We start from the raw sequence: 19,731 nt of genomic DNA on the forward strand, positions 1-19,731 counted from the left end.
AAATCTCAGGTTGTTTTCAGCGTGGATTTTCTTGCGCAGGCAAATTTTCGAAGGGCACATCCGGCCTATCGACAGCCGCTTCCAGTATCGTCGCATATTCCGACTTTGGAATATCGATTGCCCCGAATGTCTTTAAATGTTCGGTCGTAAATTGCGTGTCGAGCAGCGTAAACCCCTGCTGCCGCAAACGCTCCACCAGATGCACGAGGCATATCTTCGATGCATTGGTGCGGCGGGAAAACATGCTCTCGCCGAAGAAGGCACCACCAAGCGAGACGCCATAAAGCCCGCCGACAAGCTCTTCGCCCTCCCATGCCTCCACGCTGTGTGCATGGCCGATCTGGTGCAACTCGGTATAGAGCCGGCGGATGGTGGCGTTGATCCACGTGCTTGGTCTATCTGGCGCTTCCGCCGCGCATCCGGCCATGACAGCTTCGAAGGCAGTGTTGAAGCGTATCTCGAACGGCTTCCTGCGCATCGCCTTGGCGAGGCTTTTGGAAATATGGAAGGAGGCGAGGGGAATGATACCCCGAATCTCCGGCTCGACCCAGAACAGCTCGGGATCGTCAGCCGAATCGGCCATGGGAAACAGGCCGGCGGAATAGGCGCGCAGCAGAATATCGACCGTTATGCCATTATTTCTGCTGCGCCGCCCAACCATAGCGTCTTAGTGAGACGCGTCACCGGCCAGGTATTTCTCCAGCCAGTGAATGTCGTAATCGCCCTTTAGAATATCCTCGTTTTCGAGAAGATCCTGGAAAAGCGGCAGCGTGGTCTTGATGCCATCGACGACGAATTCGTCCAACGCCCGACGCAGACGGCGGATGCATTCGTCACGGTCGCGGCCGTGAACGATCAGCTTGCCGATCATGCTGTCGTAGTAGGGCGGGATCTTGTAGCCCTGATAGGCGCCCGAATCGACGCGAACGCCAAGACCGCCCGGCGTGTGGAAATAGGTCAGCGTGCCGGGAGAGGGAACGAAGGTGCGCGGGTCTTCGGCATTGATACGGCATTCGATGGCATGGCCATGGAATTCGATATCAGCCTGCGTGACCGACAGGCCCTGGCCCGAAGCGACCCTGATCTGTTCCTGCACGAGATCCATGCCGGTGATTGCTTCCGTAACCGGATGCTCCACCTGAAGACGGGTGTTCATTTCGATGAAATAGAACTCGCCGTTTTCATAAAGGAACTCGATGGTGCCGGCACCGCGATATTTCAGCTTGCGCATGGCGTCGGCGCAAATCTCGCCGATCTTCATGCGCTGTTCGACGGTCAAAGCCGGCGAATTGGCTTCTTCCAGCACCTTCTGGTGACGGCGCTGCAACGAGCAATCGCGTTCGCCAAGGTGAACGGCATTGCCTTCACCATCGCCGAAAACCTGCACTTCGATATGGCGCGGCTTGCCGAGGTATTTTTCCATGTAGACGGCGTCGTTGCCGAAGGCTGCCGCCGCTTCGGAACGGGCAGTCGCAACCGCCTCTTCCAGATCGGCCTCGGTCTTCGCCACCTTCATGCCGCGACCGCCACCGCCCGCCGTTGCCTTGATGAGGACTGGGAAGCCGATCGTGCGGGCAATTTCGAGCGCGTTTTCAGGCTTCACTTCGCCATCAGAGCCGGGAACGACGGGAATGCCGAGTTCCTGCGCCGTCTGCTTGGCGGTGATCTTGTCGCCCATGATGCGGATATGTTCGGCGGTCGGTCCGATGAAGGTGATGCCGTGTGCGTCGAGAATATCGGCGAACTTGGCATTTTCCGACAGGAAGCCGTAACCGGGGTGAACCGCGTCCGCACCTGTTATTTCGCAGGCCGCAACGATCTGGTGGATGTTGAGGTAGCTGTCACGCGAGGGCGGCGGGCCGATGCAAACGCTTTCGTCGGCAAGGCGCACATGCATGGCGTCTGCGTCGGCCGTGGAATGTACGGCTACCGTCGGAATGCCAAGCTCTTTCGCGGCGCGCAGGACGCGTAGCGCGATCTCGCCGCGGTTGGCTATGAGGATCTTCGAAACCATGCTGAACCGCCTTTATTCGATGACCACGAGGGCTTCGCCATACTCCACGGGCTGAGCGTCGTTGACGACGATTTCCACGACCTTGCCGGACTTGGGAGCCGGGATCTGGTTCATGGTCTTCATGGCTTCGACGATGAGAATGGTCTGGCCTTCCTTGACGGTCGCGCCCACTTCGATGAAGGGACGTGCGCCCGGGGCAGGCGAAAGATAGACCGTGCCGACCATCGGCGAGGACACGGTGTTGGCCGGGTTACGGGCCGGTGCTGCTGCCGCTGCGGGAGCAGCAGGTGCGGCCATTGCCGGCGCGGCGGCCGGGGCAGGTGCCGGCGCATAAGCGGCGGGCGCTGCAGCATAGACCGTGGCGGGAGCGGGAGCGGCGCGGGAGACGCGGATGCGCAGGTCTTCCTGCTCCACTTCGATTTCCGAAAGGTCGGTATCGTTGAGGATATTCGCGAGCTCGCGGATCAGTTCCTTGTCGATACCCTGTTTCTTTTCAGACATGACAAACCCTATTCTTTGTTTCTTTTTATGCCGTGATGTTTTTCAGCGCGTGAAGCGCCATGATATATCCATATGGCCCGAAACCGCAGACCATGCCCTTCGCCGCGGGTGATACCATCGATTTGTGACGGAACTCTTCCCGGGCGTGGATGTTGGAAATGTGCACTTCCACGACGGGCGTGGAAATCGCGCGAATGGCGTCATGCAACGCGATCGACGTGTGGCTGTAGGCGCCGGGATTGATGACGACGCCCGCCGCCCGCTCGCCCGCCTCCTGCAACCAGTCCACCAGCACGCCTTCGTGGTTGGACTGGCGGAATTCCACTGCGAAACCGAGATCGGCACCGGCCGCAAGACAATCATTCTCGATGTCCTTCAGCGTCTTGCCACCATAGATACCCGGTTCCCTTTTTCCCAGCATGTTGAGATTGGGGCCGTTGATGACGATGATGATGTTGCTCATTCACGTTTCCATAAGAAAATCAGCGACACCTATAGACTGCGCAGACGTCAAGGAAAAGCCCCCGCAAGCCGTAAACAGCCCGCTTGGCGGGCATCTCACAGGGAATGCAGTGGCTTTTTTAGCAATCAGGAGCAGGTGGCTTTTCCACAGCTGCGCATATTGGCGATTTTTTCCTTCAGCGGGTCGGCACCGACCGCGCCGAAAACCGCTTCGTCGCCGACGATATAGGACGGCGTTCCGGTGATGCCGAGGCTGGTTGCCAGCTTGTAAGTCTCCTGCACCTGCTCGTCATTGGGGTTTTCCGCCATCGATTTGCGGATGTCGGCTTCCTTGAGACCGAGCGAGGTCGCGACTTCCATGGCGCTGTCTTCATTCGCCCGTCCGCGGCCACCGAGCAGGGTGCGCTGGAACTCGGGGTACTTGGCCGGAGCAAGCAGTTTGACGGCGTTGGAAACGCGGTGCGCGGCGACCGATTCCGGTCCCAGAATCGGGAACTCCTTAAGGACGACGCGCACCTTCTTGTCGCCCTTCAGGATTTTATCCATGTCAGCCATGGCGCGTTTGCAATAACCGCAATTGTAATCGAAGAACTCGACCAGCGTGACGTCGCCATCCGGATTGCCGAGCGCCAGATCGAATTTCGATTCGAAGATGGCCTTCTTGTTGTCGGCGACGGCTTCCGCCGCCTTGGCGTTACGCGTCGCATATTGCTTGCGTTCAAGCGCATCCTGAACCTCGAGCATGATTTCCGGGTTCTCGATGAGATATTGCTTGATGAACTCGCCCATTTCCTTCTTCTGCTGCTCATCGAGCGCATGGGCGGGCAGGGAGGCGAATACCGTCGAAAGGGCCGTCACGCTGGCGAGAAGGGTGGAACGGAGAAAATGCGCCATATCGGTCCTCATTCTGTGCGGCCGAAGCCTCTTGAAATCTTATGAAGGCAATTACCTTACTTTAAGCCAAATGCCATACGGCAAAAATACTTGTCCGCATTATGATCGCATGATTGTGAAGATTGTGATTCTGCGGCAAGTCTCTGAAATACGGTTCAGGAAAGAGCATGCCCTTGATCACGATGTCGAAGCGGAGCGCAGTCGAACCCTTTCACGCCATGGATATTCTGGCGGAAGCGAACAGGCGCAGGCAGGCGGGACGCCCCGTCATTTCCATGGCGGTCGGCCAGCCCTCCCATCCCGCGCCGAAAGCGTCGCTCGAAGCCGCTGAGGCCGCGCTGAAACACGGGCGGATCGGTTATACCGATGCGCTCGGCCTGCGCGAATTGCGTGAGGCGATCGCCGGCCATTACCGGCTGCGCCACCAGGTCGCCATCGATCCGGGCCGCATCGCGGTGACCACCGGTTCGTCTGCGGCCTTCAATCTCGCTTTCCTCACCCTTTTCGATGCAGGTGACCATGTCGCCATCGCGAGGCCCGGTTATCCGGCCTATCGCAATATTCTGAAGGCTCTCGGCCTCAATGTCGTGGAAGTGCCGGTCACGGCCGAAACCGGTTATACGCTGACGCCGGCAAGCCTGGAGCGCGCGGAAACAAGAGCCGGCTGCAAGCTGAAGGGCGTGTTGCTGGCAAGCCCGGCCAATCCGACCGGCACCGTCACCGGCCGCGAGGCGCTGAAGCGGCTGGCGGGCTATTGCGAAAGCCGTGATATGGCTTTTATTTCCGACGAAATCTATCACGGCCTGACCTTCGTCGGCGAAGAGACGAGCGCGCTCGAAATCACCGATAATGCCGTGATCATCAACTCCTTTTCCAAATATTATTGCATGACCGGCTGGCGCATTGGCTGGATGGTGCTGCCGGAGAATCTCGTCCGTCCGGTCGAGTGTCTGGCCCAGAGCCTCTATATTTCCCCGCCGGAACTTTCGCAGCTTGCGGCGACTGCAGCCTTTTCGGCGGCGGAGGAACTGGATGTCTACAGGGAAAGCTATCGCACCAACCGCGATTTCCTGATGGCGCGCCTGCCGGAAATCGGCCTGCCGCTGGCATCGCCCATGGATGGCGCTTTTTACGCCTATGTCGATACAAGCCGCTTCTCCAACGACAGCATGGATTTCGCCAAGCGCATGCTGGCGGAAATCGATGTGGCGGCGACGCCAGGCATGGATTTCGATCCCGAAGAAGGCCATCGCGCGCTGCGCATTTCCTATGCGGGTTCCGTGTCTGACATTGCCGAGGCCGTTGGACGTATTGCCGGCTGGCTGAAATAAGCCCGGATCATCCGCTCGGGGAGATCAGGCGGGTGTGCAGCTAAAGGTGCTGTTGAATGCCTTTTCACCCTTTGCGGTGAAGGTTAGCACCCGGCCGTTTCCGCGCCGCAGCCAGTCACGCTGCTGCATGGCTTCCAGAAGAGACGCGCCAAGCCCGCCGCCGAGGTGATGGCGGCGTTCGCTCCAGTCAAGACAATGCAGGCAGACCGGGCGGCGCGCCTTTTCCAGTGGCGAAAGGTCGATGCCGAAGCTCGAGAAGAAGTCGCGTCCGCTATCCGTCAGGGCAGGATCATCACCTAACGTCACGAGCCCCTTCGCGGTAATAGCGGCAAGCAGCGCCACGCCGCTTTCTCCGGCCAGATGGTCGTAGCAGATGCGCGCTTCACGCAGAGCCTTGTCCTTCGGTCCGGTGCGGACGCGGATTGCCCCTGTGCGTTGGGCAAGGCCCATAAGCGCTTCCAGAACCTGTGCAACATCCTCGTCTGACAGACGGAAGTAACGATGCCGCCCCTGTTTTTCCGCCTTCAACAATTGTGCTTCTGAGAGTTTGGACAGGTGCCCGCTCGCGGTCTGCAGGGTTACACCAGCGGCTTCCGCAAGCTCGCTTGCGGTGAGCGCGCGCCCATCCATCAGCGCCGTCAGGATATTGGCGCGGGCAGGGTCGCCGATCAGGGCGGCGACGTTGGCGATGAGAGGTCCGTCTTTCATACTTCGATGATAACCGAAGCATTGATGCGAGGCAATAGCGTAAAAAGATGCGGCAGAACACAAGGAGAGTGACGATGCTGACCTGTTTCATCCGCTACGAGATCGACCCCTTCAAGGTCGATGCCTTCGAACAATATGCCCGCAACTGGGGTGAGGCGATCCCACGCTGCGGCGCCGATCTCACTGGTTATTACGTGCCGAAGGAGGGATCGAGCACGATCGCCTATGGTGTTTACAACATCGAAAACCTCGCCGCTTACGAAGCCTACAGGGCGCGTCTTGCCGCCGATCCGGCCGGGCGGGAAAATTATGAATTCGCCCGGCGCGAGCAGTTCATCCGCCGCGAGGACCGGCTGTTTCTACGTCTCGCTTCCGCCCCACATGCCGGAGGCGGGCAATGATCGCCGTCATCTTCGAGGTCTGGCCGGCCGACGGCGAAAAACAGCATTATCTCGATATTGCCGCCGGCCTGCGGGCAGAACTCGAAACCATCGATGGGTTCCTCTCCGTCGAACGGTTCCAGAGCATCAGCAATCCGCAAAAGATGCTGTCCTTGTCGTTTTTCCGGGATGAGGAGGCGGTGAAAGCGTGGCGCAATACCCCGCCGCATCGCACTGCGCAGTCGCTGGGCCGGTCCGGTGTTTTTTCCGATTATCGCCTGCGCATCGCGCATGTGATGCGCGACTACGGCTTGCAGGACAGGGAGGAGGCGCCAGCCGACAGCCGTGTAGCGCATCCGGCAGAAGGAAGTGTGTCAGGCTGACATTTCCAGCATCAGTTTTTCTGCACGCCGCTCCAAGTCTTTCTGGTTCGAACTCGTCTTTGAAACCCGTTATAGATGGGGCACTTTATGGATGAAGGCCTGGAAATGGAGAAAACGATGTCGGCAGAAAAAGTGGCGATTGTAACGGCGGGCGGCAGCGGCATGGGTGCGGCTGTGGCAAAACGCCTGGCCGCGGACGGTTACAAACTGGCGATCCTGTCATCCTCCGGCAAGGGAGAGGCGCTGGCAAAGGAACTGGGCGGCATCGGGGTCACCGGTTCCAACCAGTCCAATGACGATCTCCAGCGGCTGGCGGACAGGACACTCGAAACATTCGGCCGCATCGACGTGCTGGTGAACAGCGCCGGGCATGGCCCGCGCGCCTCCATTCTCGACATTACCGACGAGCAATGGCACACCGGCCTCGATGTCTATCTGATGAACGTCATCCGCCCGACGCGTATCATCGCCCCCGTCATGGTGAAGCAGAAGGCGGGCGCGATCGTCAATATCTCGACGGCCTGGGCTTTTGAACCGAGCAGCATGTTTCCGACATCCGCCGTGTTCCGCGCCGGCCTTGCCTCCTACACCAAGATATTTGCCGATACCTACGCGGCCGACAACGTGCGCATGAACAATGTGCTACCCGGCTGGATTGACAGCCTGCCGGCCACGGAAGAACGCCGAGAGGCCGTGCCGATGCAGCGTTACGGCAAGAGCGAGGAAATCGCCGCCACCGTAGCATTCCTCGCGTCGGAAGGGGCGGGGTATATTACCGGCCAGAATATCCGGGTTGATGGTGGCCTGACGCGGTCTGTTTGACGGGCTGGCCTTCCCAACCCTCATCCCTGTGCTTGTCACAGGGATCCAGCCAGCCCAAGTCCTTGGGCTGAAAGGACACGCCCGCCACGCGGACGCCCGTCGACTGGATTCCTGTGACAAGCACAGGAATGAGGAAATGTCAGCGGGTCAAGAAAACGCCCGTTCTTTGCATCGACAAAACAAAACGCCCGCAACGATGTTGCGGGCGTTTTTCATTCAGTCCTTCTTCTCTCAGAAGAAGCCTTTGCGCTGCCACCAGCCGCCCTTGCGCGGCTTCGGCTCGTCGCCATCGGGGTTCGGCGAAGACGAGGTCACCACCGGCTCCGAACTGGAGACATTGCTGCCTCGGTTGGCGCGGACTTTTTCTTCCGTGGCCGGTGCTTCCGCTTCCGGAGCCAGATCGGCCGAAGCCTCACCAGTTTCTTCAACCGCGACCTCGGCAACTGTTTCCTCGACGATCACCGGCTCCACCGTTTCAACGGCTTCAGCTTTCGGCGCTTCCTCGGTTTCAGTCTTGACCTTCGCCTTGCGGGTGCGGCGTGGCTTCTTCGGCACTTCCTCTTCCGCAACCTCGGCAACCACACCTTCCACCGCGGCGGCGGCGGTCGGTTCTTCGGTTACAGATGCTTCAACGGAAACCTCTTCGCTTTCGCTCTCACCTTCAGCTTCCGAGCCGGCAGCATCAAGAGCTTCGTCTTCCGCACGGTTGCGGCGTCCACCGCGCTTGCCGCGACGGCGGCGCTTGCGCTTGCCATCCTCTTCGGAACCTACTGCGTCCGCTGCACCGTTTTCGTTTTCAGCATCGGCCTCATCGGTTTCGATTCCATCGTCGTCACCTTCGGCATCATCGCCTTCCGCATCGCCGGACTGGGCGTCGAGCGCACCGTTCTGGTCGCCCTGGCCACCCTTGCCGCGACGGCGACGACGACGCTTGCGCTTGCGCTTGCCTTCTTCACTATTGTCGCCCTGTGGCTGCTGCTGGCGTGGCTCGGAGGTCTGCGCCTTGACGATTTCTTCCTCGTCTTCGTCCTCTTCCACCTCGGCGACGAAATCGTCTTCCTCTTCCACGAAGCTCGGCAGCATCTGGATGAGGCTTTCGATCTTCACCGGATTTTCGACGGCTTCACCACGGTCGATGGCGAAATGCTGCGCGCCGACGCCGGCGTCAGCAGCGATGATGATAGACACGCCGAAGCGGCCTTCATAATCGACGATCGTGCCGCGCTTGTGGTTGAGCAGGTAAAGCGCCGTTTCCGGCGTGCAGCGCACCGTGATGTTATGCGTGGTGTTACGCAGCAGATATTCCTCGACGCCGCGCAGAACATGCAGGGCGATGGAGGATTCCGAGCGGACATGACCCGTGCCGCCGCAATGCTGGCAGACCTGCGTGGTCGATTCCAGCACCGAAGCGCGGATGCGCTGGCGCGACATTTCCAGAAGGCCGAAATGCGAGATGCGGCCGACCTGAATGCGTGCGCGGTCGTTTTTCAGGCAATCCTTGAGCTTCTTCTCGACGGAGCGGTTGTTGCGCTTCTCTTCCATGTCGATGAAGTCGATGACGACAAGACCGGCAAGGTCGCGCAGGCGCAGCTGGCGCGCCACTTCTTCTGCAGCCTCGAGGTTGGTCGTCAGCGCGGTTTCCTCAATGGAATGCTCGCGCGTCGAACGGCCCGAGTTCACGTCGATGGAAACCAGCGCTTCGGTCTGGTTGATGATGAGATAACCGCCCGATTTCAGCGTGACCTGCGGCTGCAGCATCCGGTCGAGCTGGGCTTCGATGCCGGAGCGCGAGAAGATCGGATGAATGTCGCGGTAAGGCTGAACCACCTTGGCGTGGCTCGGCATCAGCATCTTCATGAAGTCTTTGGCTTCACGATAGCCTTCTTCGCCCGAAACGATGATCTCGCCTATATCCTTGTTGTAAAGGTCGCGGATCGAACGCTTGATGAGCGAGCCTTCCTCATAAACGAGGCAGGGGGCCGTGGAGTTCAGCGTCAGCGTGCGGACGTTTTCCCACAGGCGCATCAGATATTCGAAGTCGCGCTTGATTTCGACGCGGGTGCGGTTGGCGCCTGCGGTACGCAGAATGACGCCCATGCCCTGCGGAACCTCCAGATCGCGCGCGATTTCCTTCAGGCGCTTGCGGTCGGTCGGCTGGGTGATCTTGCGGGAAATACCACCGCCGCGCGCCGTGTTCGGCATCAGCACGGAATAACGACCGGCAAGCGACAGATAGGTGGTGAGTGCGGCACCCTTGTTGCCGCGTTCTTCCTTGGCCACCTGCACCAGAAGGATCTGACGGCGCTTGATGACTTCCTGAATGCGATACTGCTTGCGCGGCTTGCGGGCGACGCGGTCCGGAACTTCTTCCATGGCGTCTTCGGCGCCGACGGATTCGATCACTTCCTTTTCGTGATGATCGTCATCATCGTCGTCATCATCGTCATTGCCACGACGAAGACCTTCGACTTCCTCGGAAATCGTGTCGGTGTCGACCATGGCGGCCATTTCGCCACCGGTGCTGCCGTCGTCTTCGGAAGAAGCTTCGGCGGCCTCGGCTGCTGCGGCTTCTTCTTCGGCGGTCTTCTTCTTTGCGCGGGGGCGGCGGGTGCGCTTCTTCGGCTTTTCTTCCTCGGCGGGCGCTTCCACGGCTACGGCCTCGACGGCGGTTTCCTCGGAAACCTCTTCCGCGACAGGCGCAGTCTCTTCCACGACGACCGTTTCAGTGGTTTCGCTGGCGGAAACAATGCCGACATCCGGCTGATCCACCTGCGAAAGGTCGATCATGGGGGCGCCGGGCTCGGGTGCATCAGCGGATTCGAAGTCGTCGCTGCGGCGATGATCCTCGGCTTCCGCCTTCAGGAGGGCCTGACGGTCGGCAAGCGGGATCTGGTAATAATCCGGATGGATTTCCGCAAAAGCGAGAAAGCCGTGGCGATTGCCACCGTAATCGACGAAGGCCGCCTGAAGGGAGGGCTCAACGCGAGTGACCTTGGCAAGATAGATATTGCCGCGGATCTGTTTTTTGTGCTCCGATTCGAAATCGAATTCTTCGATCCGGTTCCCACGGACAACGACTACGCGTGTCTCCTCTTCGTGGGAGGCGTCGATAAGCATTTTGTCTGCCATGTAAGCTGTGCTCCTCGGCGCAGCCTTGTTTTATACGAGAACAGGCCCACCACACGGACGAGCCTTTCATATGAGTGCAAGGATGTGCCGGAAATGAAGTCTCCAGCCGGGCCTCTGTAAACTGGCAGCATCCGGACCGACGGCGAGGCATTTGGCCTGCTCCTGGTATCCGGTTCATGTGAAAACTGCTGCGACATCATTGGCCAGGCGGAACGACAATAATATATAGACCCCTTGGGGTCCGATGAATTTGCTCTCCTCAGAGCAGCGGTGGCAGCGCCACCGGGTAGGTCTCCGGCCACGGCCGGAATTGATCCAGTTTCAGGATAAATGTAACGACGGCAGATGATTGCCCGTTTTGCAGCGCCAGCGTCTTTTCCGATTGGCAGCCGGCGGGCATCTATCCCGTCAACACTTTTAACCCTCATCCGTGTTGTATGTTTTCTCTGTCATAATAGCAATAGGCTGGCTAAATATGCCATATTGTTGGTGGAATTTCCGGGTTAACAATTGGTTCACCAAGGCCTGCGATTGTGGGGCGCAAACGCGCAAACTATCGTACGGCGTGGTTGAAACGGCACTGTTGCCGGCGTTTTTCCGCGCCGTTTATCGAAAATGACTGACATACGGAATTTCTTGAGGACCATGGATTTCACGCGCAACGCAGCGATATCAGGCGGGGCAGGGCGGCTTGGCGCGCGAATCGCGCGGGCTTTGGCGGCTCTGGCATTTTCCGTCGCCGCCTCTGTTTCCGTCGTGCCGGCAGCCCATGCCGTGGAGCCGCTTGTCGCCCATCAGGCGCGTATCATCGGTGATGAGGCGCGCACGCGCATCGTTCTCGATTTTGCAGAAGAGCCGGAATTCGACGTTCACTATCTCGATTCGCCCGCGCGCATCGTCGTGGACTTTCCCGCGGTGAATTTCGCTTTCCCCACATCCGACCTCAAGCCAACAGGTCTTTTCTCGGATATCCGCTTCGGCACCATGGGCCAGAACAGCGCCCGCATCGTGCTGACGGCGAAAAAGCCGGTACAGGTGACTGTTGCCGAAACGAAGAAGGCTGACGACGGGCAATCTTTCCGTTTCGTGCTCGATGCCGAGATCACCACCAAGGGCAAGTTCGCGGAACTGGTGAAGGATCAGCAATGGCAGGCGCCCGCCCCGGTAACGACTGCCGCGATCACGCCTGACGACAAGACATCGCGTCCTGCGGAATTTGTCATCGCGGTCGATGCCGGTCATGGCGGCATCGATGCCGGCGCCACCGGCGGCACGACGGGCACCGAGGAAAAGGTCATCACTTTGACCTTTGCGAAGGAACTCGCGGAACGGTTGAACCGCGAACCCGGCATCAAGGCGTTTCTGACGCGCGATTCCGATACATTCCTTGCCCTGTCCGAACGGGTGACGATTGCCCGCCAGAACAATGCCAACCTCTTTATATCGCTGCATGCGGATACATTGAAGCAAAAGGGTATCCGCGGCGCGACCGTTTATACATTGTCAGACCGGGCGTCGGACCGGCAGGCACAGGAACTGGCGGAGCGCGAAAACAAGTCCGACCAGATTGCGGGTGTTGCGGCCTCCAGCGAGCCGCCTGAGGTCGCCGATATTCTTCTCGATTTCACCCGCCGCGAAACCCAGGCCTTTTCGGTGACGCTCGCCGAAAACATCGTCTCATCCTTCGAGGGGCAGGTGGGCCTCATCAACAATCCGCACCGTTATGCCGGTTTCATGGTGCTGCGCGCTCATGACGTGCCCTCTGTGCTGCTGGAACTCGGTTTCCTCTCCAATGCGGAAGACGAAAAGCTGCTTCTCGATGGGGAATGGCGCAAGAAGGTGGCCGATACGCTGGCAACAGCCGTCGGGCGATACCGCGCCAAGGCCATGGCGAACGGCGGCTGAGAAGGGAACCAGCGGAGCGACGATGCTGTTGCCTCCCTGCCATTGACCGCCGAAAAGCTGTTCAATTCTTGGGTCTTGCGGACGATTGCGGAGGCGAAGCCCTATTTTACTCACATTCGCCGCGTTACTCGAAGCGCGGATTCGGTGGCGATCCGCAAGCGTCCGCAACGCAATTGCGGGCCTGCCGCCCGGTAACATATCAGCGAATGCTGCCGTATCCGGCTTGTCATCGAAGGTATGGTGTGCAAAACGGCACGCGATATGCAAGGATGCGCCCGTAAATCGTCGGGCGTTGATGGTTACGATTCGAATTATCGGTAGCTTGGTATGATCAGACTGATTGGATATTTTTTCGGCTTGGCCAGCGTACTCTTCCTGTGCGCCGCCGTCGTCGGTGCGATTTATTTGCACGGCGTGACGAAGGACCTGCCGGATTACGCAGTTCTGAGCACCTATGAGCCGCCGGTAACGACGCGCGTGCATGCCGGCAACGGTGCGCTGATGGCGGAATACGCCCATGAAAAGCGCTTGTTCCTGCCGATCCAGGCCATTCCCGACCGTGTGAAGGCCGCTTTCCTGTCCGCCGAAGACAAGAATTTCTACAACCACCCGGGTGTCGACATCTTCGGTCTCGGCCGCGCCATTCTCGTCAATCTCCAGAATGTCGGCTCCGGCCGTCGTCCGGTCGGCGCATCCACCATCACCCAGCAGGTGGCGAAGAACTTCCTTCTGACCAACGACCAGACCATCGACCGCAAGCTCAAGGAAGCCATTCTCTCCTTCCGCATCGAGCAGACCTATTCCAAGGACAAGATTCTCGAGCTTTATCTCAACGAGATCTTTTTCGGCCTGAATTCCTACGGCATCGCCGGTGCGGCACTCACCTATTTCAACAAGTCGGTAACGGAACTGACGATCGCTGAGACCGCTTATCTCGCATCGCTGCCGAAGGGACCGAACAACTATCATCCCATCCGCCGCGAAAAGGCTGCTCTGGAGCGCCGCGACTGGGTGATCGACCGCATGGCCGAAAACGGCTACATCACCGTCGCCGACGCCACCGACGCCAAAAAGCAGCCGCTCGGCGTCAATCTGCGCCGCGGTGGCGCGCATATTTTCGCGTCCGATTATTTCGCTGAGGAAGTCCGCCGCCAGATCGTCGAGAAATATGGCGAGGAAGCCCTTCTTGAAGGGGGGCTCTCGGTCCGTACCTCTTTCGATCCGCAAATCCAGATGGAGGCGCGCAAGGCGCTTCAGGACGGGCTTGTGCAATATGACGAGCGCCGCGGCTTCCGCGGACCGGTGGAAAAGATCGAGACGGCCGGCGACTGGACGGCGGCGCTGGCCAAGGTCAAGGGTCTCCGGGACGTTCCGGAATGGAAGGTCGCGGTCGTGCTCGCGGTTGCCAACGATGGCGTCGATATCGGCGTCCAGGCCGATCCCGATGCGGAAGATGGCGACAAGCGCACGCGCGGCCATATCTCTGCTGAAAACATGCGCTGGGCTTTCCGTGATGCAAGCGGCAAAAGAGCAACCGCCAAGTCGCCGGTCGGTGTCGTGACCGCGGGTGACGTCGTTTATGCACAGCCGCTTTCCGGCTCCGGCAATGAATATCGCCTGCGCCAGCCGCCAAAAGTGCAGGGCGGCATGGTGGTGATGGACCCGCATACCGGCCGTGTTCTGGCGATGGTCGGCGGCTTCTCCTATGCGCAGTCGGAATTCAACCGCTCGACGCAGGCCATGCGCCAGCCCGGCTCCTCCTTCAAGCCGTTCATCTATGCGGCCGCGCTCGACAACGGCTATACGCCCGCCTCGGTCATTCTCGACGCGCCGATTGAGGTGGTATCTGGCAATCAGGTCTGGAAGCCGCAGAATTACGGCGGGGGTTCCGCCGGTCCTTCGACCCTGCGTCTCGGTATTGAAAAATCCCGTAACCTCATGACCGTGCGTCTGGCGCAGGACATGGGCATGAATCTGGTCGCGGAATATGCCGAGCGCTTCGGCATCTATGACAAGATGCCGCCGCTTCTGTCCATGTCTCTGGGTTCGGGCGAAACGACCGTCATGCGCATGGTTTCTGCCTATTCGGTCATCGCCAATGGTGGCAAGCAGATCAAGCCGACGCTGATCGACCGTATTCAGGACCGCTACGGCAAGACGATCTTCCGCCATGAGGAACGCGCCTGCGAAGGCTGTAACGCGACCAGCTGGCAGAACCAGGACGAGCCTGTCATCGTCGACAATCGCGAACAGGTTCTCGATCCGATGACCGCATACCAGACGACGTCGATGCTTGAAGGTGTTGTTCAGCGCGGCACGGCGGCGGGCAAGATCAAGGTCGATCTGCCGGTTGCCGGCAAGACGGGCACCACCAATGATGAAAAGGACGCCTGGTTCGTCGGTTACACGCCGGACATGGTTGCCGGCCTCTATATCGGTTTCGATTCGCCCGCACCTCTCGGTCGCGGCGGCACCGGCGGCTCCCTGTCTGCTCCGATCTTCGGTGAATTCATCGCTGATGCGGCCAAGCACATGGAACCGAGCAAGTTCATCGTGCCTGCTGGCATGAACTTCGTCGCCGTCAACCGCAAGACCGGCATGGCGGCGGTCGAGGGCGAGCCGGACACCATCATGGAAGCCTTCAAGCCGGGCACGGGTCCCGCCTCTACCTTCTCTGTCATCGGCGATGACGGATACATGTCGCAGGAAGACATTCTGAAGACCTCGCCGCAGGCGCAGCAGGCCATCACCGGCGGTGGCGGCGGTCTTTATTGACATCAGTCCTGACGTTTGGCTGGGGCGCGGGTCTTTACATCCGCGCCCCCCGCATTTATTTGAGCAACGAGTTTCAATGAAGGTGAAGAACCAGCGAAATGCGCAATGAAATCGTGAACGTAGTCGACGAAATCAAGCAGGCCATAAGCCTGCTGAGGAGGCATCTTTGACTGGGACCAGGCGATAAGACGGCTGGACTGGTTGAATAACAAGGCAGAGGACCCGACCCTCTGGAACGATGCCACTGAGGCCCAGAAGCTGATGCGCGAACGCCAGCAGCTGGATGACAGCATCAACGGCGTCAAGGCGCTGGAGCAGCAGCTCCGCGACAATATCGAGCTGATCGAACTCGGCGAGATGGAAGGCGATGACGAAATCGTCAAGGACGCCGAAGATGCGCTGAAGGCGCTGAAGAGCGAGGCGAACCGCCGCCAGGTGGAAGCCATGCTTTCAGGCGAGGCCGATGGCAACGACACCTATGTCGAAGTGCATTCCGGAGCCGGCGGCACCGAAAGCCAGGACTGGGCGAACATGCTTCTGCGCATGTATACCCGCTGGGCCGACCGCGAAGGTTTCAAGGTCGAGGTTCTCGAAGTTCACGACGGCGAAGAAGCCGGCATCAAGTCCGCGACGATCCTCGTCAAGGGCCACAATGCATTCGGCTGGATGAAAACGGAATCGGGCGTGCACCGCCTCGTTCGTATTTCGCCCTATGACAGCAATGCGCGTCGCCACACATCGTTCTCTTCCGTCTGGGTTTACCCCGTCGTCGATGATTCGATCCAGATCGACATCAATGAGAGCGATTGCCGTATCGATACCTATCGTTCGTCCGGTGCGGGCGGCCAGCACGTCAACACGACAGACTCGGCCGTGCGTATCACGCATATCCCGACCGGTATTGCGGTTGCCTGCCAGCAGGAGCGTTCGCAGCACAAGAACCGCGCCAAGGCGTGGGACATGCTGCGCGCCCGCCTCTATGAGGTGGAGCTGCAGAAGCGGGAAGAGGCGGCAAACGCCCAGGCCGCGTCCAAGACGGATATCGGCTGGGGCCACCAGATCCGTTCCTACGTTCTGCAGCCTTACCAGCTGGTCAAGGATCTGCGCACCGGCGTGGAAAGTACAGCACCCGGCAACGTGCTGGATGGCGACCTGAACGAATTCATGGAAGCCGCACTCGCCCACCGCATCAGCGGCGGCGCGGATGTGGAAGTCTCGGATATCGATTAAGGCGTCCGGCGCGCCGATTGGAAAATTACCCCTCGCAAACCTATTGCGAGGGGTTTTTCGTTGGAGGACTAGCATGAAACAGGCGCTCTATATCGTCGACGTCCAGCCGAGCTTCAATCCGCCGGCTGGGCTGGTGGCGGAGATATCCGCACTCGCCCTGACCATGCCCAGCATCGCCACCGTCGAGCGTCATGATGAAAGTGTGACGCCCTTCGAGCGGCAACTCGGCTGGAAGCCGGGCAGGGATGACGAGTCGCTTGTTGCGGCAGATCGCATATTCATCAAACACGGTTATGCGCCTCCACGGGAGGTCATCGACTATCTCCTGTCGCTGAAACTCGACAGGGTGCTGGTCTGCGGCATTCAGGCTGATACCTGCGTGCTGGCCGCTGGTTTTGCCCTTTTTGATGCGGGGCTGCATCCCACGCTGTTGCCGTGGCTAACGGTGGGCTCCAGTCTCGACCGCAGTGGTGAACTCGGTGCAAGATTATGGAAACATCATTTTGGAGCGGTTCTTGCCGGGCCGGAGGCACTGGAAGCATAGCCTTGCCCGGCCGCGTATCCGGTCCGATCAGTTCGAAGCTTTTTCGATCTTCATCTCACCCAGCTCGTCGATCAGGATCGTCCAGCTTTCCGCTTCCTTGCTCATCGGGTCCGTCTTCAGATAAACGGTTACGAACAAGCCGGGCGAGGCGGGGGTGCCATTCGAGCTTTCAGGACGAATATCCGTGACGTAGGATTTCATCTGGCTGAATTCTTCCAGCTCGATATTTTCGAGGAGATTCGGCCCATCGGCCGTAAAGACGATGCGCTGCAGGTAGATCTTCGCCGTGCCGTCGCGCTGGCGGATGGCGATGACCTTGTAATAACCGCGTGTGGGCGAGGCAGGCGGCGGCCGCAGCTGTCCGTCAGGACCTTTCACCGGCTCAAGATTCCGATCTTCCCACATGCCGCTGCTGACGACGAAGATTGCCGAAACCGGCAAGGCGTCGATCGCTTCCGTCTGCGCCCGCGCAGGAAGCACGGCGGCGGCGAAAAGGAAAGCAGCGAGGATAGGTCTTGTCAGTTGCATGGCCATTATCGATTGTGGGCGTCAATTGTTGAACTGTTCGGCGAGAACCCGGTCCGACCATGAACGATCCGGATCCGAGAGAATTCTGGCCGTCCTGTCCTGCGATTGTGCGATCCTAACGTGACGAACGGATTTCACCTCGGTGTGGTCGGCCACCGCGTTCACCGGGCGCTTGTCGCGTTCGAGAACATGAATGTCGACCGTTACCTTATTCGGCAAAAGCGCGCCGCGCCAGCGTCGCGGCCGGAAAGCACTGACGGGGGTCAGCGCCAGAAGCGGTGATTCCAGCGGCAGGATCGGTCCATGGGCGGAGAAATTGTAGGCTGTCGAACCAGCCGGGGTCGCCACCATCATGCCGTCGCAGATCAGCTCTTCCAGCCGCACCTTGCCGTCCACCTCGACACGAAGCTTGGCGGCCTGATGGGACTGGCGAAACAGGCTGACCTCGTTCATGGCGAGGGCGGTGAACTCGTCGCCGTCGGAATCCGTTGTCGTCATGCGCAAGGGGTGAAAATCATTGCCGCTCGCCACCGCGATGCGCTCGAGCAGGCCTTCCACCCGGTAGTCATTCATCAGGAAGCCGACGGACCCCCGGTTCATGCCATAGACACGCTTGCCGGAATTCATCGTCTCGTTGAGAATCTGCAGCATGAAGCCATCGCCGCCGAGTGCAACGATCACCTCCGCCTCTGCAAACGGCGTATCGCCGTAAATGCCTTTCAGCTCTTTCAGCGCTGTCTGCGCCTCCTCTGTTGCGGAGGCGACGAAGGACAGTGAATAGGTAGAATGCGACATTCGCTTCCCTCGACAACGGCGCAGACCGGGCCGGTCCGAGCAAGGCACTGTAACCTGTTGAAGCGGCTTGAAATCTTTAAACCTCAACAAGGAGGTGGATAACATGCCGCCAGACGCACCCTTGGTACATGAAGACGGCGGCTGGCGACAAGGCCTTTCGCAGACGCAGGCGTTCCCTGGAGGCGGACCGCACCGCTCCGGTCCACAGCTTCTTGATTTGCGCCCACCGACAAGGGTTGCGATGCGGGACGGCCTGATGCAGTTTGCCAAGGCAGCCGGAATGACGAGTGGCAGGAGACGGATGTGGCGCTGAACTACGATATCTATGATGTCTTTACCGAGACGAAAATGGCGGGAAATCCGCTGGCGGTCATGTATGACGCCGATGATCTTTCCCAAGCCACGATGCAGGCGATTGCGCGGGAAATGAACCTCTCCGAGACGGTTTTCGTTAACGGCTCCACCAACCCGGCGCATGCGGCTTCGCTGCGCATCTTCACGCCATCAGGCGAATTGCCCTTTGCCGGCCATCCGACGGTGGGCGCCGCAGTCGCCATCGCCGAGCGAAATCGCGGCGAGGGTGATGACGACATCGATATGGTCTGCGTGCTGGAGGAGAAGGTGGGGCCGGTGCGTTGCGCGGTGAAGATGCGCGCGGGAGCCGTCAGCTTCGCGGAATTCGACCTGCCGCGCAAATCATCCCGAGTTGACCTGCCGCTCGATCACACCGCGCTTGCCGATGCGCTCGGCGTCAGCGAAGGACATCTCGGCTTTGAGAATCATGTGCCGTCTATCTGGACAGCAGGCGTGCCGTTCCTGCTCGTACCGCTGCACAATATCGCCGCGATCAGGGACATGGATTTCGACGCCAATCTTTGGCTGCGCACCGCGCCGCTGGTCGAGGGACGCCTGGCGGCGGCCTATATCTACTGTCGCGGCGGCGTCAATCACGCGGCAAAGTTCCACGCCCGCATGTTCTCCCCGGATATGGGCATTTCGGAAGACCCCGCAACCGGTTCCGCCGCCGCCGCCCTGTCCGGCGCGATCCACCATTTCGACGGGCTGACGGACGGCCATCATCCGCTCCTGATAGAGCAGGGCGTGGAGATGGAAAGACCGTCCCACATCCATCTACGCATGGACATCAAGGACAACGAAATAGCCCGCGCGCGCATCGGCGGTCATGCGGTGCGTGTGGCGTCGGGCACGTTCGAGATTTGAGGCGAACGGTCGTTTGATTGTCCGGTAACATCCCGTACCGGTGGCTTCTGTGATCGCGCGCCGCGCGACGCCTGATGGAGCGGACACCGGGATGGCCGTCCTTGACATA

General features: G+C 59.7%; 18 protein-coding genes. 9 read left to right on the forward strand and 9 right to left on the reverse strand.

From position 1 onward, the window contains the following. Positions 1 to 16: 16 nt before the first annotated feature. The 5 genes from aat to QRN60_RS06285 all read right to left on the reverse strand — a co-directional run bounded on the left by aat (position 17) and on the right by QRN60_RS06285 (position 3,871). Positions 17 to 661 (reverse strand): leucyl/phenylalanyl-tRNA--protein transferase, encoded by a 645-nt coding sequence (gene aat / locus QRN60_RS06265; protein ID WP_111792158.1) that lies wholly within the window; start codon positions 659 to 661, stop codon positions 17 to 19. A 6-nt stretch (positions 662 to 667) separates the two neighbouring features. After that, positions 668 to 2,014 carry an acetyl-CoA carboxylase biotin carboxylase subunit gene (gene accC / locus QRN60_RS06270; protein WP_003502491.1) on the reverse strand — a complete coding sequence of 449 codons (1,347 nt, stop codon included), beginning with the start codon at positions 2,012 to 2,014 and terminating at the stop codon, positions 668 to 670. 12 nt (positions 2,015 to 2,026) lie between these two features. Next, positions 2,027 to 2,515, reverse strand: a complete 489-nt coding sequence (gene accB / locus QRN60_RS06275; protein WP_003502493.1) for an acetyl-CoA carboxylase biotin carboxyl carrier protein — start codon at positions 2,513 to 2,515, stop codon at positions 2,027 to 2,029. A 25-nt stretch (positions 2,516 to 2,540) separates the two neighbouring features. Then, entirely contained in the window at positions 2,541 to 2,978 is a 438-nt protein-coding gene (aroQ, locus tag QRN60_RS06280; protein WP_003502495.1) for a type II 3-dehydroquinate dehydratase, read from the reverse strand. A gap of 125 nt (positions 2,979 to 3,103) precedes the next feature. After that, entirely contained in the window at positions 3,104 to 3,871 is a 768-nt protein-coding gene (locus tag QRN60_RS06285; RefSeq protein ID WP_003502496.1) for a DsbA family protein, read from the reverse strand. Positions 3,872 to 4,044: 173 nt separating this feature from the next. On the opposite strand from QRN60_RS06285, the gene QRN60_RS06290 reads away from it, so the two are divergent. Next, a complete protein-coding gene (locus QRN60_RS06290; RefSeq protein ID WP_165000615.1) occupies positions 4,045 to 5,202 on the forward strand; it encodes a pyridoxal phosphate-dependent aminotransferase in 1,158 nt (385 codons plus the stop codon). Between the two features lie 24 nt (positions 5,203 to 5,226). Here the strand turns inward: QRN60_RS06290 and QRN60_RS06295 are convergent, their stop codons facing one another. Further along, positions 5,227 to 5,910 (reverse strand): ArsR/SmtB family transcription factor, encoded by a 684-nt coding sequence (locus tag QRN60_RS06295; RefSeq protein ID WP_003502498.1) that lies wholly within the window; start codon positions 5,908 to 5,910, stop codon positions 5,227 to 5,229. Between the two features lie 74 nt (positions 5,911 to 5,984). Here QRN60_RS06295 and QRN60_RS06300 point away from each other — a divergent pair, with 74 nt between their 5' ends. The 3 genes from QRN60_RS06300 to QRN60_RS06310 all read left to right on the forward strand — a co-directional run bounded on the left by QRN60_RS06300 (position 5,985) and on the right by QRN60_RS06310 (position 7,495). After that, the gene (locus tag QRN60_RS06300) at positions 5,985 to 6,311 is read left to right on the forward strand and encodes an NIPSNAP family protein (RefSeq protein WP_111793906.1); all 327 of its coding nucleotides are present in this window, start codon (positions 5,985 to 5,987) and stop codon (positions 6,309 to 6,311) included. Then, entirely contained in the window at positions 6,308 to 6,673 is a 366-nt protein-coding gene (locus QRN60_RS06305; RefSeq protein ID WP_112277778.1) for an antibiotic biosynthesis monooxygenase family protein, read from the forward strand. Before QRN60_RS06300 ends, QRN60_RS06305 begins: the two co-directional genes overlap by 4 nt. Positions 6,674 to 6,790: 117 nt before the next feature. Then, positions 6,791 to 7,495 carry an SDR family oxidoreductase gene (locus QRN60_RS06310; RefSeq protein WP_003502501.1) on the forward strand — a complete coding sequence of 235 codons (705 nt, stop codon included), beginning with the start codon at positions 6,791 to 6,793 and terminating at the stop codon, positions 7,493 to 7,495. 231 nt (positions 7,496 to 7,726) lie between these two features. Here the strand turns inward: QRN60_RS06310 and QRN60_RS06315 are convergent, their stop codons facing one another. Continuing rightward, entirely contained in the window at positions 7,727 to 10,624 is a 2,898-nt protein-coding gene (locus QRN60_RS06315; RefSeq protein ID WP_129565060.1) for an Rne/Rng family ribonuclease, read from the reverse strand. 645 nt (positions 10,625 to 11,269) lie between these two features. Here QRN60_RS06315 and QRN60_RS06320 point away from each other — a divergent pair. The 4 genes from QRN60_RS06320 (at position 11,270) to QRN60_RS06335 (ending at position 17,078) form a co-directional block, all read left to right on the forward strand. After that, positions 11,270 to 12,529, forward strand: coding sequence for an N-acetylmuramoyl-L-alanine amidase (locus QRN60_RS06320; RefSeq protein WP_003502504.1), 1,260 nt, complete (start codon positions 11,270 to 11,272; stop codon positions 12,527 to 12,529). 327 nt (positions 12,530 to 12,856) lie between these two features. Further along, the gene (locus QRN60_RS06325) at positions 12,857 to 15,304 is read left to right on the forward strand and encodes a penicillin-binding protein 1A (protein ID WP_003502506.1); all 2,448 of its coding nucleotides are present in this window, start codon (positions 12,857 to 12,859) and stop codon (positions 15,302 to 15,304) included. 98 nt (positions 15,305 to 15,402) lie between these two features. Continuing rightward, a protein-coding gene (prfB, locus tag QRN60_RS06330; protein WP_099085460.1) for a peptide chain release factor 2 occupies positions 15,403 to 16,534 on the forward strand; the annotation gives its coding sequence in 2 pieces (ribosomal slippage) (positions 15,403 to 15,471 and positions 15,473 to 16,534; 1,131 coding nt in all). A 73-nt stretch (positions 16,535 to 16,607) separates the two neighbouring features. Further along, entirely contained in the window at positions 16,608 to 17,078 is a 471-nt protein-coding gene (locus tag QRN60_RS06335; protein WP_111834326.1) for a cysteine hydrolase family protein, read from the forward strand. Between the two features lie 27 nt (positions 17,079 to 17,105). On the opposite strand, the gene QRN60_RS06340 is transcribed toward QRN60_RS06335, so the two are convergent. Further along, complete coding sequence (locus QRN60_RS06340; protein ID WP_111834523.1) at positions 17,106 to 17,606, reverse strand: hypothetical protein; 501 nt, start codon at positions 17,604 to 17,606, stop codon at positions 17,106 to 17,108. A gap of 21 nt (positions 17,607 to 17,627) precedes the next feature. After that, positions 17,628 to 18,401: an NAD kinase gene (locus QRN60_RS06345; RefSeq protein ID WP_003502514.1), complete on the reverse strand. Its 774-nt coding sequence runs from the start codon at positions 18,399 to 18,401 to the stop codon at positions 17,628 to 17,630. A gap of 303 nt (positions 18,402 to 18,704) precedes the next feature. Here QRN60_RS06345 and QRN60_RS06350 point away from each other — a divergent pair, with 303 nt between their 5' ends. Beyond that, on the forward strand, positions 18,705 to 19,622 hold the full coding sequence (locus QRN60_RS06350) for a PhzF family phenazine biosynthesis protein (protein WP_087743845.1): 918 nt from the start codon (positions 18,705 to 18,707) through the stop codon (positions 19,620 to 19,622). The last annotated feature ends 109 nt before the right edge of the window (positions 19,623 to 19,731 follow it).

Source organism: Agrobacterium sp. CFBP2214, from assembly GCF_030209895.1.
GTDB lineage: Bacteria > Pseudomonadota > Alphaproteobacteria > Rhizobiales > Rhizobiaceae > Agrobacterium > Agrobacterium radiobacter.